Genomic DNA, 15943 nt, shown 5'->3' with positions numbered 1-15943 from the left:
CCGGGACATTGCCCTGATTTTGGACCTGTGTTTGGGGGCTATCCGGTGTTATTCCCGCAGCAATCGCCGGGTGTAGTGGCTGGATTGCCGTCAGGTAAATTAAAAGATAACTCGTGGTTCTGACCACCGCGTCGTGGCGTTTACTCATTGCGTATCCCTTTCCTAATGTAAGTGTTACAAAGTGAGTGAAGCTGACCCATTAAATGCCCCGTTATCTGCGGTCAGGTTGCGGTGATAAAGGCGTCATTTTTCATAAATAATCTGAATAGCTTAATAGTGACGTCATTAAACTATTCTAATGGGTAATTAATTGACTGTCAGAATGGGTAGAGCAAAATGTGATCAGCAATCGTTTTTTAACCCTGACAATGGGGAATGAGATATATTAAATGCTGAAAAGTGGCGATAAGATTAGAGATACCATCTAAAGTCTTTACAACAACATCAACTCTTTTAGTTTCTGCGTAATGGTATTACGTCACCAACCAAGCAGATGTGTGGCATCCTGTTTATTTCCTTTTATACCCTTCATCCTTCAAGTTGCTGCTTTGTTGGCTGCTTTCACTTACCCCAGTCTCATCGTTATCTATGCTCTGGGGATGCATTCATTTGCCGCAGCGCTGTATTCACGATTTTAAAAGGTTATGCCAGATTCAATAAAGGTAAAATAAATGGAGGATAAATTATCGATAAAAAGAAACTTGTTTTATAAACCTAATGCTTTTTTCCTTTTCCTGTATTTGATTGAACCGTGATAATCAAGACGCCAAAAGCCCGCAATCTGAACCGGAGTCAAACTCCGGTTCTTGAGCAAAAACAAGTTATATGCTTTGTGAAAGCAAGGAGAAAACCTGCCGAGCATTCTTGCATTTAACTAAAAGTTGAGGCGTCAGAATAACACCAAATTTTTCAGTGAGACGCCGAGCGATTTCTTTGAGATGAGAAGGTCTTAATCCTAGCGCTAAAAACTCAGAATCTTCATTCAAACCAGATAACGGCTGCGCACCAATGGTATGCAAATAAATGCCGAGGATCGATTGGTAATATCCATCCTCTGCGCTGTTATTGACTCTTTGGCTCTCTGATACAACGGACTTCTTATCAACCAAATTATCCGACTTCAATTGCGTAAAGAACGCCCTAATTTGATGGCGATCTATTTTACCGTTTGCAGACAAAGGAAATGCCTGGATATGAGTAAAACGTGTTGGTATATGAGAGACAGGTAAAAGCTCATGAGAAAAATCCCGTAATTCGGAAGCAGGAATTTCCCGGTTATTTAGCGTCGTATACATAGCGCCTAACGTTGCATCACCATTTTGCTCATTTGGATAATCAACGACCACAATATTATTGATTTGTGGGTGCTTACATAGCTCACTTTCAATATCAGGCAGGGACACTCTAATCCCCCGAATTTTGACATAACCATTTACTCTGCTGGCAAAGATAATTGTGCCATCTTTTCGGTAATAACCCTGATCTCCTGTTCTAAATGCTCTTAACTGTTCACCCTTAGGCGAAGTGATAGTGACAAAATCCTTTTGCACAACAATACCATCTTCAAGATAGCCTAAGGCAAGATTGACGCCTGTCGTATAAATCCGACCCGTCACAAACGCCGGGCAATGTTCATTGATATCATTACAGATAAAATATTGAGTCGCAGGCAGTGGTTTACCATAGGGAATAAGGCTAACATCCTCTGAGGTAATTTCATGCCATATACTCCAAATTGTCGTTTCAGTTGGCCCTCCCAAAGAAAACAACCGGATATCAGGATAAGTTGTTCGAATTTCCGCAATGATCATAGGCTTAATATAATCACCGCCCTGCGCTATCAATCTAAGGGAAGAGAGAGAATCTCCGTTTTGGCATGCAATTAACATTTCTAAAATCGCCGGCACTGAACACCAAATAGAAACTTTGTGTTTCGACACCAGCCGATTCCAACGGATAGCATCTTTCTCTTCATGGGATTCAGGGATAACCAATGTCGCACCAATAGTTAGTGATGCAAAAAGGTCAAAAACAGACATATCATGATGTAATGGCGTGACGGAAATAAACACATCATTTTGTTTAACCTCCCATTTATTCATGGTTTGCCCGATAACATGAGATGTTGCTTTGTTATTGAGCACCACACATTTAGGCTTACCCGTTGTTCCAGAGGTATACAGATAATAAGCGGGTTCAATGCTATGACTCAGTGATGATAACGTTTCTAAGGGGAGTGAGACGTTTTCAGAAACCGAGATGAGTAGTGTCTCCAATGTGATGGCTTTATCACTATTCAACTGTTCGGCAGTGACAATAAGATCAGGATGGCAATTCGTTAGCAAATAATCCAGTCGTTCAGAGGGAGAATTAACATCAATAGGCACCCAGATAATCCCCAAAAGCGCACATGCGATTGTTACCATCACATGCTCAGGACTACGAGGTAAACAAATCGCGACAACACTCCCTTTGCGCAACCCATAATGATTCAGATTATTTACTATCTTTTGAACATCTTCCCCCAACTCAGAATAAGTAATTTGCCGATCCCCACAGATGATGGCAGATTTTTTTAATTTTGCCGTCAATAGGTTATCCGCGATACGCGTCAGGAAATTTGAACAAATAAAATCACTGTCATCACCGTTATCTTTGTAATGGTGATATTCAATCGCCTGAGAAAAATCCACCGCGAGGTTTCCCTGACGACAAATAAGCGTTATTGCCTGAGTGATTGTTTGTAAAATATCTTGCACGATATTTTTTTCCAGGGCTTTTTCTGCATAATCAATGGATAACACCAAGTTTTTATCCTGATCCAGGGAAAAACGAATATCCATTGCAACTTGTGGTGTCTGAGTTAATCCATCATAAAAAGAGACATCTCCAGATGCAGAGAGTGTTTTCCATGACAAGCCATTCGTTAATACAACCGGTAACGCTAAACCTATCTGGTGTTGATTAAATATCAGCTTATTAATATCAACACCGGAAAAATCCAGATGTTCCAGAGACGCAAAAATATCATTTTGAAAAGCACTCGCTCTTTCCAAAAATGGCACCTGGTCTCTCTTAAAATAAGCCGCAATAAATGAAGACTCATTACTAAACTGCATTTTCTGACCGGGAATAGCAACCGGAACACCGATACATAACGTACTATCTTGTGTCCAAAATGACATTATCTCCAGAATAATCGTGGATAAAATCGTATTTTGAAACAGGCCATAAGATGAAGCTATTTTAGACAAATGATTCAACGTCGCGCTGGGAACAGTGACCTTCTCTCTTCTGTAACGAGAAGATTTAATCGATTCGGGTGGTTTCTTCCAAGGCAAAGTCGGGGGGCCAGGATATTCTTTCAGCTTTTCTGACCAATATTGAGCATCACTTTGCTTTTTCAAGCCAGAAGGCTGAGGAAGCAGGTGAGCGATATTTCTCGTTTGTATATCGCCTTTCTGGTCATTCTCATCCCCCTCAAACAATTTAAACAATATTAGAGAGATAGCTCTACCATCTAAAATCAGTGCATCAAAACTCACAAACACTATTGTCGCAAAATGGTCATTACTCTCATCTTCTGGCTCTGCCAATTTAATAACCCAAATATGCCAAGGAGAACGAGAAAGATCGTGGATTTTATGAGAATACGCCTGCCTCATCTCATCTATCCTTTGATAAGCCACTGAACGAGGAATACCCGTGAAATCAATTTCATCAAGATTCAGGGTAATGGCATCGGAAACATGTTGAACCAATGAATTTTCATCTATATGGGTACGTAACGCATCGTATTGCTGCACTAATCTGGTTAGCCGAGTCTTAATGACAGAAAACTCGATGTTACCTCTGAATTCCCTGAAATCATGCATGGCAACACCACCCAATGGTAACAGTTCACTCCGGCCTAGTAGGTATGCACATTGTAATGGTGTCAGTGCGGTATCCATGATATTTCCTCGATTTTTGATGATGAGAAAGAACAAAACCTACGTTAACGAACTTAAACATTTAGCATCCTTCAAAAAGAAAGATTACTTCGGCTTGCTAAGGATTTTCAGTAGTGCCTCAGCCGTCTTTTCAGCCGCTCCCTGCGATCTCACTGTCATCGTCTGCGCCAGTGCACTTAATGTTCGATGAGTCTTAATATCGTCAATGATCAGCCCTGCCTGTGGGATATATTTGTTAATAAATCCCGTTAATTCTTCCGCGATATCAGCGTCAATATCTAATGCAGAAAGAGAAGTATTAACGTTAATATTTTCTTCATTCGTAAGCCGAGACAGCAGAAGAATGAGCATTTTCTCAACACAAGAGGAAGTTACCTTTTCAGTCCCCACATCCTGATACAAAGCAGAATGAGATGAGAAAAAATAGTCCAAAGATTGGTTTATCAATTCAGGCGAACGAATGATCATTCGAATCAAAGAGAGATATATACCAAACATTCTGCGGATATACGGTTCAGGGAAAACATCCAGACGAACATCCCAATTAACTAAAATTCCTTCATAAGCAGGCACAACCTGAACATCCAAAGCAACCTGTGGGCCTTGCGAAATAACAAAAGTCATGTCACCGAAAGCACGGGTGACATTTTCGGAAAATAAATTATCGCCACTGATACCAAAACCGGATGTAAAAACGATGGGCGAAATTTGCATATTACCGTGGTATCTGGAGAGATCTCGCATAACACTGACTCCCGGATAAGTACAGTGAGAGAGGAGTAAAGCGATTTGATCAGCCAAACGACGGCATAATGTAATCATCGGTTCATAACGCTGTAATTCAACACTTAAAATAAATAAATCTGAAAAATCACCAACAATTTGCTCCACATCACTGAGGTAACGTTCTCGCTGGAACGTAGGCACATTTAATCTAAATTTGTCAGATTGTGTGCAAATCCCCACCGTACAAGCGAAAAGAGATAGAAATAATGTTGATAGCGTAATCTGATATTTTTTAGCTGTTGCCTTTAACGATTGCTTTTCTTCTTTAGTCAGTTGCACAGCTAATCGCTCACTACAATATTCGTCCTTTGGAAAATGGCTATGAATATGAGGTAACTTAGGGGCTGGTGGAATTTGCGCAATACGCGTACTCCACCACTTTTTATCACGTTCACGTAGAGTCAATAAAAGTTTATCTGCCTGCATTCGCTCTAAATAGTGAAAATAAGTGCTTCCTCCATTTTTCAGTTGATGGTCAGGCTGGTGATAAAATCGGGCCAAATCTTCCATAAGGAGACGAAAACTTTGCGCATCACCGGCGATCATGTCCAGATCAACATGCAAACGAAAATCTCCATCCTTTAAAAGAGTGACACTCAAATCGATAGGCTGACCATGTTCAAGATTCAATCTCTGGTGGGTTTTGCTTTTTCGTTTACTTTCCAGAAAATCAGCAATGCCTTTTTCGTCATATATGCTGACATCATCAATGTGCAATTTATTATTGGAAGACAGACTTTCTATAGTTTGCATGCCATCCGGTGTAACGCGTAGTCGTAACATCGGATGAATATCAAAGAGGTACTGTACAGCAATTTTCAGCCGCTCAAGATCAAGCCCAGTACCATCAAACTCGGCATACAAATGTGCGGTAACACCACCCAACGTCTGTTCATATTGCCGGCCAACCCAATAAGCGGCCTGCATGGTCGTTAGCTCTCTCATTTGGTTTCCATAAAGTTTATACCCGTCATCTTTCAAGTTGCCTCTTTGTTGGCTGCACTCACTCACCCCGGTCACATCGTTCTCTATAACATAGTTATCTATGCTCCCGGGGATTCGCTCCCTTGCCGCCGCGCTGCAATTTGAAATCTATTGGGTATAGATGATTAACTACAACAAAAATGCGATTACATGAGAATGATAATAAAAATTATTATTATCTGATAAATAAAGCAACATGAATATGAATTGTCATGATGTTAATAATTAAAACCATATAAAAATATCTATATTTATTAAATAGATAAAACAACACAACGGATGAAAAACCTTATTCAATAGAACCATAACGGGGAACACACTATCAAAATGAGATATAAAAATTAATATATCCAATAAATGTGCGGTATTATTCCACCTGAATGTGAATTGAGAGCAAAGCAAACTTTTAGTATTAGGGAGACGATGGATAGCAAACAGCCCAAAGGGGCGTCATTTTTCGGGGCGTTCCTGTTTTTCTATGCCTTCTTTTAGCATTTCTAACGATGCGCCGCCTGCGGTTATCAGGCAATACGCACGGAACGGGTGAGGATATCAATACCCCTGCACAAGCAGCATGGATTGCAAGCTCGGTAGGAAAAATAGTTAACAATGTCAATAATGATGTGGCTAAAAAGCATATTGGAAAAAATGAAATGACACATAACGCAAGAACTGATTTATTAACTCGAATTAAACAAATTAACAAAGAGAACAGGTAAAGAATAATATTTGGCAAAAATGAATATACCCGTCATCTTTCAAGTTGCTTCTTTGTTGGCTGCACCCACTCACCCCGGTCACATCGTTCTCTATAACATAGTTATCTCTGCTCCCGGGGATTCGCTCCCTTGCCGCCGCGATGCATCTTGAAATCCATAGGGTATAGTTCATATGAATCGCCATTCATAATTCATACGACGAAAATAAATACTCGGCTAATGCCTAGTCAGTTAAATAACCGGCTGGCCGTTTCAGAAATAGCATTCTGTCGCACAATAGAATTTCCTCAAAATAACCGATGCGTGTTGCAAAAAGCCCCCGCTATAATCGCGGCGGGAGCAAAAGTCACTCACAATACATCAACGGCATTTAATTCCTTGAAAGCCTGTTCCAGACGGGTAGTCATAGAAACCTGGCTTGCACGCAGCCATACGCGTGGATCATAGAATTTCTTATTTGGCTTGTCTGCGCCTTCTGGGTTACCCAACTGGCCCTGCAAGTAGCCTTCATTCTTTTTGTAGTAGCTCAGAATACCTTCCCAGGTTGCCCATTGAGTGTCAGTATCGATATTCATTTTAACAACACCGTAGCTAACCGCTTCTCGGATCTCTTCTGCTGTAGAGCCAGAACCGCCGTGAAAAACGAAATCCAAGCTATTGTGTGGCAAATTGAATTTCTCAGAGACATAGTCCTGAGAGTTACGCAGAATTTTTGGCGTCAGTTTAACGTTACCTGGCTTATAAACACCATGAACATTACCGAAAGAAGCAGCAATGGTGAAACGTGGGCTGATGGCGTTTAACTTCTCATAAGCGTAAGCAACGTCTTCTGGTTGAGTATATAGGGCAGAGCTGTCCATATGGCTGTTATCAACACCATCTTCCTCACCACCAGTACAACCCAATTCAATTTCCAGTGTCATATCAATTTTCGCCATGCGAGCCAGATACTTACTGCAAATCTCAATATTTTCTTCCAAGGATTCTTCTGACAAATCGATCATATGAGAAGAGAACAACGGCTTACCGGTCGCTGCATAATGTTTCTCACCCGCATCCAACAGACCATCAATCCATGGCAACAGTTTACGCGCACAGTGGTCAGTATGCAGGATCACAGGAACACCATAATGCTCAGCCATCTGATGAACATGGTGAGCCCCAGAAATTGAACCCAGAATAGCCGCTTGTTGACCTTCAGCTTTCAACCCTTTACCAGCGATAAAAGCAGCACCACCGTTAGAAAACTGAATAATAATTGGAGAACGAACTTTTGCGGCAGTTTCCAAAACTGCGTTGATTGAATCAGTACCTACACAGTTTACCGCTGGCAACGCAAAGTTGTTTTCTTTGGCTATTGCGAACACTTTTTGAACATCATCACCAGTGATGACACCCGGTTTTACGAAATCAAAAATTTTAGACATGTTACGTGGGTCCTGTTTAGAGCGGGCAGATAAAACTGCCCGTCATGACTTAATTACTGTTTTGCACGTTCTTCCAGCATCACAACCGCGGGCAGTTTTTTTCCTTCTACAAACTCAAGGAAAGCCCCACCACCGGTAGAGATGTAAGAAATTTTGTCAGCAATACCGAACAGATCGATCGCTGCCAGAGTATCGCCACCCCCTGCGATAGAGAATGCATCACTATCAGCAATTGCACGGGCTACAATTTCAGTTCCTTTACGGAAATTAGGGAATTCAAATACACCAACCGGGCCATTCCACAGAATAGTTTTGGCGTTTTTCAAGATTTCCGCCAGACGTTGAGCAGATTCATCCCCCAAGTCAAGGATTTGCTCATCATCTTTAATATCACTGGTAGATTTCAGGGTTGCTTCTGCGGTTTCAGAAAATTCGGTTGCTACACGAACATCAGTTGGCACCGGGATATCACAGCTTGTCAGCAGTTTTTTCGCTTCTGGGATCAGATCATCTTCATATAGGGAACGACCAACATTATGACCTTCAGCGGCAACAAAAGTATTAGCAATACCACCACCGACAATTAGTTGATCAGCAATTTTTGACAACGAGTCCAGAACAGTCAATTTGGTTGAAACTTTAGAGCCACCGACGATAGCAACCATTGGACGGGCTGGCTTATCCAGCGCTTTACCCAAGGCGTCAAGTTCTGCGAACAACAAAGGACCCGCACAGGCAACAGGAGCAAACTTAGCCACACCATGAGTAGAAGCCTGAGCACGATGAGCCGTACCGAATGCATCCATGACATAAATATCACATAAGGAAGCGTATTTTTTAGCCAGCACTTCGTCGTCTTTCTTCTCACCTTTATTAAAGCGAACGTTCTCCAGAACAACCAATTCCCCTTCTGCCATATCCACACCTTCCAGATACTCTTTTTCCAGACGAACTGGAGAAGACAGTTTCTCTTTCAGGTAGTCTACTACTGGTTTCAGCGAGAATTCTTCATTATATTCGCCTTCAGTAGGTCGTCCAAGGTGAGAAGTCACCATGACTTTGGCGCCCCGTTTTAATGCTGCTTCGATGGTCGGTAAGGAAGCACGGATACGCGCATCAGAGGTGACTTTGCCATCCTTTACCGGAACGTTCAGGTCAGCACGGATCAAAACTCGCTTACCCGCTAGCTCTAAATCGGTCATCTTAATTACAGACATGGTGAATCCTCTCATTGATTCTCTAAATTATTTAATCTTATGCCGTGTGAAAATCTATTATGCACTGTCTGTCAGCAACAGATCATTTGAAACCTGTAGCAGCCATCGCTAACGCTGTATCCAGCATTCGGTTAGCAAAGCCCCATTCATTATCACACCAGACTAATGTTTTAATCAGATGTTGCCCACTTACCCGCGTTTGTGTGCCATCAACAATCGCGCTGTGGGGGTCATGGTTAAAATCCGTTGAGACTAACGGCAATTCTGTATAGTCAACTATACCACGAAATGAAGTCGCTGCTGACTCTTGCATTAGTTCATTGATTATTTTGACATTTACCGGAGATTTTACCGTAACGCTCAAATCGATAGCAGTAACGTTAATCGTTGGTACACGTACTGAAATAGCTTCAAAACGGTCACAGAATTTTGGAAAAATCCGGGTTATTCCCACCGCCAGTTTGGTATCCACCGGAATAATAGACTGGCTTGCCGCCCGGGTACGCCGTAAATCTTTATGATAAGCATCAATCACAGGCTGATCATTCATTGAGGCATGAATTGTTGTCACTGTGCCAGACTCAATCTCAAATGCATCATCCAACAATTTAATGATGGGAATAATACAGTTAGTGGTACAAGAGGCATTGGATACAATGCGATCTGCGGCTGTCAATAAGTGCTGATTCACACCATAAACCACCGTCGCGTCTAAATCATTTCCACCCGGATGAGAAAACAGCACTTTTTTTGCCCCACTGGCAAGGTGTGCCTCCCCATCAGCCTTACTGCCATAAATCCCACTACAATCAAGAACAATATCAATGCCCAATTCCTGCCAAGGTAGCGCCGATACATCTGGTTGATGAAACAAGCGAATATTGTCATCACCAACCTGCAACAAATCATTGTTCAGACGCACATCCCAGGCAAAGCGACCATGACTGGAGTCATATTTCAGCAAGTGAGCAATCCCTTCAGCATCTGCCAACTCGTTAACAGCAATAACAGCGATCTCAGCCCGGCGACCCGATTCATAAAGAGCACGTAAAACACTGCGCCCTATCCTGCCAAAACCGTTTATTGCTACCTTGATTGTCATGTTACTCCCGAATAATAGTAATTATCACGCAACCGCTTAGAATAACCGACTCAATCATTAATGTACCGACTGTTTATCACAAAATTGTTAAAACAATGGCACCGAAAACGCCGTCAGACAACAAAACGAAACGATTCAGCTACTAGTAAGGAGATTACGGGAAAAGGAAATTGATCGCAATAGCAAAAAGTGATCAACTCACAAGTTGATAAAACTTACTACGGTAAGGTTATCTATACCCTTGTTTCATTGATATATAATTCAAGATAAATATGGGCGCTAATATTGAAATAATGAATCGCCAATGCGACATAGATCACCAAATATATCCAGATAATCTATTTTCAAATCAATTTTGTTAAATTTTCCAGAATCAACCTTCAATAATTGTATCGCTCAAAATAAGGAGCACATCCGCCCAAAATTTGATTCGGATGCGCTCGCTAACAAATTTACTAATTATTTCAGCAGAGCTTTAGCCTTAGCGACCACATTCTCTACAGTGAAACCAAACGCTTTAAACAGTTGATCAGCCGGCGCTGACTCACCAAATGTATTCATACCAATGATAGCGCCATTCATACCGACATATTTAAACCAGTAATCAGCAATACCCGCTTCGATCGCAACACGCGCAGAAACCATAGCAGGCAGAACGGCCTCACGGTACGCCGCATCCTGTTTATCAAAAGCATCAGTAGATGGCATAGAAACTACGCGCACCTTACGACCTTCCTGAGTCAGTTGATTGTAAGCCGCCACAGCCAGTTCAATTTCTGAACCCGTTGCGATCAGAATCAGCTCTGGCTGACCTTCACAATCTTTCAGAATGTAAGCGCCTTTCTCAATATTAGCCAATTGCTCAGCAGTACGTTCTTGCTGAGCCAAATTCTGGCGAGAGAAAATAAGTGCTGATGGACCCGTTTTACGTTCGATAGCGTATTTCCACGCCACCGCAGATTCAACCTGATCACACGGGCGCCATGTACTCAGATTTGGCGTTACACGCAAACTTGCAATTTGTTCTACTGGCTGGTGAGTTGGACCATCTTCACCTAAACCGATTGAGTCATGGGTATAAACAAAGATGCTGCGAATTTTCATCAGTGCTGCCATACGCACCGCGTTACGAGCATATTCAACGAACATCAGGAACGTGGCACCGTAAGGTACAAAGCCACCATGCAGAGCAATACCGTTCATAATGGCTGACATGCCAAATTCACGCACCCCATAATGGATATAGTTACCTGCCTGATCTTCGTTCAACGGCTTAGAACCTGACCACATCGTCAGGTTACTTGGTGCCAAATCAGCAGACCCCCCCATAAACTCAGGCAGCACTTTACCGAATGCCTCCAAAGCATTCTGAGATGCTTTACGGCTGGCAATATTGGCCGGATTATTTTGCAACTGTTCGATAAATGCTTTTGATTCGGCTTCCCAATTTGCAGGCAATTCACCACAGGTACGGCGTTTAAATTCAGCCGCTAATTCAGGGTACGCTTTTTCATAAGCAGCGAATTTTTCATTCCAGATTGTTTGTTTTGCTTTACCCGCTTCTTTTGCATCCCACTCTGAATAGATTTCCACCGGAATTTCAAATGCTGGATGATGCCAACCCAATGCTTCGCGAGTTGCTGCTATCTCTGCATCACCCAATGGAGCACCATGGGAATCGTGAGTACCTGCTTTGGTTGGTGCGCCAAAACCGATCACCGTTTTACACATCAACAGTGAAGGTTTATCAGAAACTTTACGGGCTTCTTCAATCGCTGCTTTGACCGAGTCTGCATTATGACCATCAACGCCGCGAACCACATGCCAGCCATAAGCCTCAAAACGGCTTGCTGTATCATCTGTAAACCAGCCTTCGACATGACCATCAATGGAAATACCATTGTCATCATAGAAAGCAACCAGTTTGCCCAGTTTTAACGTTCCCGCCAAAGAACACACTTCATGAGAAATGCCTTCCATCATGCAGCCGTCACCCATAAATACATAAGTGTTATGGCCAACAATATCATGACCGGGACGGTTAAATTGCTCAGCCAAGGTACGTTCAGCAATCGCGAAGCCTACCGCGTTGGCAATCCCCTGCCCTAAAGGACCCGTCGTAGTTTCTACGCCTGGAGCATAACCATACTCAGGATGGCCTGGGGTTTTGGAATGTAACTGACGGAAATTTTTCAAATCTTCAACTGAAACATCATAACCGGTGAGATGCAACAGGCTATAAATCAACATAGAACCATGACCGTTAGACAATACAAAGCGATCACGATCGGCCCAATGTGGGTCAGTTGGGTTATGATTCAAATAATCACGCCATAAAACTTCAGCGATATCAGCCATTCCCATAGGCGCACCAGGGTGCCCTGATTTTGCTTTCTGCACTGCATCCATACTCAGGAAGCGAATAGCATTGGCAAGGGTTTTACGAGTGGTCATTTTCTACTCCAAGTGGGATAAAAGCGTTTAGGGGGTAATTTTCTCAGCACAGCGTACAAACCGCAATCTTTAAAGCCCAAAAGGGAAACTATCTTAATTTCACCTGAACGGCAATTCTTTGATTTAGGTCGCTGATTTACATGAATTTCAGTGCTATCAGAGCAATAAATAAACGAACTATACCCTATGGATTTCAAGATGCATCGCGGCGGCAAGGGAGCGAATCCCTGGGAGCATAGATAACTCTGTGACCGGGGTGAGTAAGTGCAGCCAACAAAGAAGCAACTTGAAAGATGACAGGTATAATTGAGTAATACTAAAGAGATGAGTGAGTTAATTAAACATAACCATGAGCCGCAAATCAAGACATAAGATGGTAAAGCATAAAATACCCAATTAAATGAAAATACATCTTTAATTCATGGAAATTTACAAGCATCACATTAATTGTTTATATTGATCATATATACATATTAATGTCCTATCGGCATTGTGATTTACAATCATTACCGGAACATCAATAAACGAATCAAATAGTGCAAAATAAAATAATAATCATGGTTATATTTTCTTACATAATGAAATTTTTACACAAAATAATAAGCAATTTAATTAACAAATATAGAAAAAATAAAAAAATACTATTTTTTAACGAATTAATTATTGCAATCCATTATATGATCGAGTTATTTTAAATATAATAATTAAAATAACCACGCAGATAACTACTTAGAGCCTATCTCAATAGGCGTAATTGTTGCAGGCAGTTTGAACACGGACAGCGCGGAAAAACCGGAGCGTACACGTAGTACGTGAGGATTTTGAACACTGCCCAGGTTCAAAATGACAAATAAAATAGCCCTATTGGGATAGGCAGTTAATTAGTCATTAGGCGATTCTTATGTCATATATGAAAAACAGACCAAATAATATCACTCCGCAATTACTTCATATGTGGGAAAAAAGTGATGAGCCATGGGGAGCCAAAGATTGCCAGTCAAGATTTATATATGCAAATTCAGCTTTTTACCAGTTACTTAACCTGTCTGAAGATTTCGACATTGCAGGGCTTTCAGTAGGTGAATTACCCTCAACCATTGCAGAATATGAAGAAGAATTCAACCATCAAGATCAAAAAGTCATTCAAACTATGCAAAAAGTAACTTCATTTAAAACCCATTTGTTTGGGAACAATAAAGTTAAACAAACCTACCTCTGTGATAAATATCCACTTTGTGATGAACATGGTAACTGTATCGGTATCACTTTTCATCTACATGAAATGCAAGATTTTTCTGTTTCTTACTATTATGAAAGAACATCGCCAAAAGCGCTGAAATTCACACCGCCTAATGACACACTAACTCAAATTGAGTGGGAAGTTCTTTTTTTGGCCCTTCGCTCATTAGATGAAGAAAGCATCAGCGAAAAATTAATGATTAGTACAGAAGATACAATTAATCATATTCAGTCAATTTACCGAAAATTTAATCTACCGCTGCATATAGAACTAGAAGATTTTTGCAAAGAAAATAATTTTGACCTTTACATTCCTGAAAGGTTTGCCGCTATAAGCAGCAGAGATTTATAAAATTTCATTAACAACATGACTCAAATACGGCCAGAATTAAAACCAAAAATCGGATGTTTTTTGATAAAATAGGAATTACATTGTGCATTACAAAAAATTAGCGGTATCTCCTCAAATTATTAATATGATGGAAACCAGTGATGAACCATGGGGAATTAAAGATAGAGGTTCCCACTTTGTTTATGAAAACAGAGCGATGGCTATGCTGCGAGATCTTCCTCCTGGTTATAATGTCGAAGGGCGTCTTGACAATGATTTACCATGGGCAGGAGCAGAATTTGCCGAACAATTCCAGATACATGACAGAGCAGTCATGCAATCAGAACAAAGAATATGTTCATTAGAAACACATTTATATGGCAAAGAAAAATTACTTTCCTCGTATTTCTTCGAAAAGTTCCCATTGTATAATGAAAATAATGAATGTGTTGGTACCATTTTTCATGCCTGGAAAGCTGAAGTCTTTTCTGTGACCCGCTTTTTTTATGGTAAGCTCCCCGCTTCTATCATGTTTCAGCCCCCCTCTGAATTATTTACTCAACGGGAATGGGATGTCATTTTCCTATTTTTACAGAAACACACCAGTAAACAAATCGGACGAATATTGAATATTTCTTATCGCACAGTAGAAACGCATATATTTAGAATATATAAGAAAATCGGTATCAACTCTGGTCAACAATTGGAAGAGTATTGTCGCCTTAATGATTTCGATCTGTATGTTCCTGAAAGATTTTTAAAACCAGGAAGTAAAATGTTTATATAATATTAAAAGTAAAAAATATGAAAACTAAAAACAATATATCGGCACAGATAATAAACACAATGGAAAATAGTTATGATCCTTGGGGAATTAAGGATATAAACACTTGTTTTATTTACGAAAATAAAGCAATGGCTATGTTACAAAATATTCCTGTTGATTTTAATGTTGAGGGGCGTTTTGATAGTGAATTACCCTGGGCAGGTGCTACCTTTGAAGAACAATTTCAACGACATGATAGAACAGTAATGCATTTGGAAAAAAGTGTATATTCATTAGAAACACATATATTTGGTAAAGAAAGACTTATTTCCTCATATTTATTCGAGAAATTCCCTTTTTATAACGAAAATAATGAATGTATTGGCATAATTTTCCACGGGCAGAAAACAAAATCCTTTTCTTTAAAACAATTTTTTAATGGAAAACTGCCACCTTCCATTATGTTTTGCTCTCCATCAAAACAGCTTTCACCGCAAGAATGGGAAGTTATTTTTCTTTTCCTAAAGAAACACAGCAAGAGGAAAATTAGTCAAATACTTAACATTCCTTATCTATCTATAGAAAATCATATGGAAAGAGTATATAAGAAACTAGAAATTAATTCTTATTCTCAACTAGATGAATATTGCCGATTAAATAATTTTAATTTTTATATACCGGAAAGATTTTTATTTCCTTACATATAAACATTATCTTTATATTCACTTTATTATAAATTACATCACATTATCAAGGTAAAATATCAATCCGTCAGAGAAGATAAAGAATTTCACTTTAATTACATTAATATAACTTTTATTAAAATCAATAAATTTTCTAAAAATTTTATTATTACGTTATATACCCAATAGATTTCAAGTTGCAGTGCGGCGGCAAGTGAACGCATCCCCAGGAGCATAGATAACTATGTGACTGGGGTAAGTGAACGCAGCCAACAAAGCAGC

Annotated in this window: 10 protein-coding genes; 4 read left to right on the top strand and 6 right to left on the bottom strand. The window is 40.3% G+C overall.

Going from position 1 to position 15943, the window contains the following annotated elements; translation table 11 throughout:
* Positions 1-821 precede the first annotated feature (821 nt).
* Together AM629_RS18695 and AM629_RS18690 are read right to left on the bottom strand one after the other, a co-directional pair.
* Positions 822-3953, bottom strand: coding sequence for an amino acid adenylation domain-containing protein (locus AM629_RS18695; protein WP_054480973.1), 3132 nt, complete (start codon positions 3951-3953; stop codon positions 822-824).
* An 84-nt stretch (positions 3954-4037) separates the two neighbouring features.
* Entirely contained in the window at positions 4038-5684 is a 1647-nt protein-coding gene (locus tag AM629_RS18690; RefSeq protein WP_054480971.1) for a condensation domain-containing protein, read from the bottom strand.
* Between the two features lie 542 nt (positions 5685-6226).
* Here AM629_RS18690 and AM629_RS24290 point away from each other — a divergent pair.
* On the top strand, positions 6227-6442 hold the full coding sequence (locus AM629_RS24290; RefSeq protein WP_054480969.1) for a hypothetical protein: 216 nt from the start codon (positions 6227-6229) through the stop codon (positions 6440-6442).
* Positions 6443-6792: 350 nt separating this feature from the next.
* Here the strand turns inward: AM629_RS24290 and fbaA are convergent, their stop codons facing one another.
* From fbaA to tkt, 4 genes are all read right to left on the bottom strand, one after another.
* Entirely contained in the window at positions 6793-7869 is a 1077-nt protein-coding gene (fbaA, locus tag AM629_RS18680; RefSeq protein ID WP_054480967.1) for a class II fructose-bisphosphate aldolase, read from the bottom strand.
* A gap of 53 nt (positions 7870-7922) precedes the next feature.
* The gene (pgk, locus tag AM629_RS18675) at positions 7923-9086 is read right to left on the bottom strand and encodes a phosphoglycerate kinase (protein WP_054480965.1); all 1164 of its coding nucleotides are present in this window, start codon (positions 9084-9086) and stop codon (positions 7923-7925) included.
* Between the two features lie 82 nt (positions 9087-9168).
* Positions 9169-10188 carry an erythrose-4-phosphate dehydrogenase gene (epd, locus tag AM629_RS18670; RefSeq protein WP_054480962.1) on the bottom strand — a complete coding sequence of 340 codons (1020 nt, stop codon included), beginning with the start codon at positions 10186-10188 and terminating at the stop codon, positions 9169-9171.
* A 459-nt stretch (positions 10189-10647) separates the two neighbouring features.
* Positions 10648-12642, bottom strand: coding sequence for a transketolase (gene tkt, locus AM629_RS18665; protein ID WP_054480960.1), 1995 nt, complete (start codon positions 12640-12642; stop codon positions 10648-10650).
* Positions 12643-13543: 901 nt separating this feature from the next.
* On the opposite strand from tkt, the gene AM629_RS18660 reads away from it, so the two are divergent.
* The 3 genes from AM629_RS18660 to AM629_RS18650 all read left to right on the top strand — a co-directional run bounded on the left by AM629_RS18660 (position 13544) and on the right by AM629_RS18650 (position 15685).
* Complete coding sequence (locus AM629_RS18660; protein WP_054480957.1) at positions 13544-14233, top strand: PAS domain-containing protein; 690 nt, start codon at positions 13544-13546, stop codon at positions 14231-14233.
* Positions 14234-14315: 82 nt separating this feature from the next.
* A complete protein-coding gene (locus tag AM629_RS18655; protein ID WP_083451957.1) occupies positions 14316-14999 on the top strand; it encodes a helix-turn-helix transcriptional regulator in 684 nt (227 codons plus the stop codon).
* Positions 15000-15016: 17 nt separating this feature from the next.
* The gene (locus tag AM629_RS18650; protein ID WP_054480954.1) at positions 15017-15685 is read left to right on the top strand and encodes a helix-turn-helix transcriptional regulator; all 669 of its coding nucleotides are present in this window, start codon (positions 15017-15019) and stop codon (positions 15683-15685) included.
* Positions 15686-15943 lie beyond the last annotated feature (258 nt).

This window comes from Photorhabdus heterorhabditis (genome assembly GCF_001280945.1).
Taxonomy (GTDB): Bacteria; Pseudomonadota; Gammaproteobacteria; order Enterobacterales; family Enterobacteriaceae; genus Photorhabdus; species Photorhabdus heterorhabditis.
The sequence above is the reverse complement of the archived record's forward strand: the minus strand, read 5'-3'. Positions and strand labels throughout refer to the sequence as shown.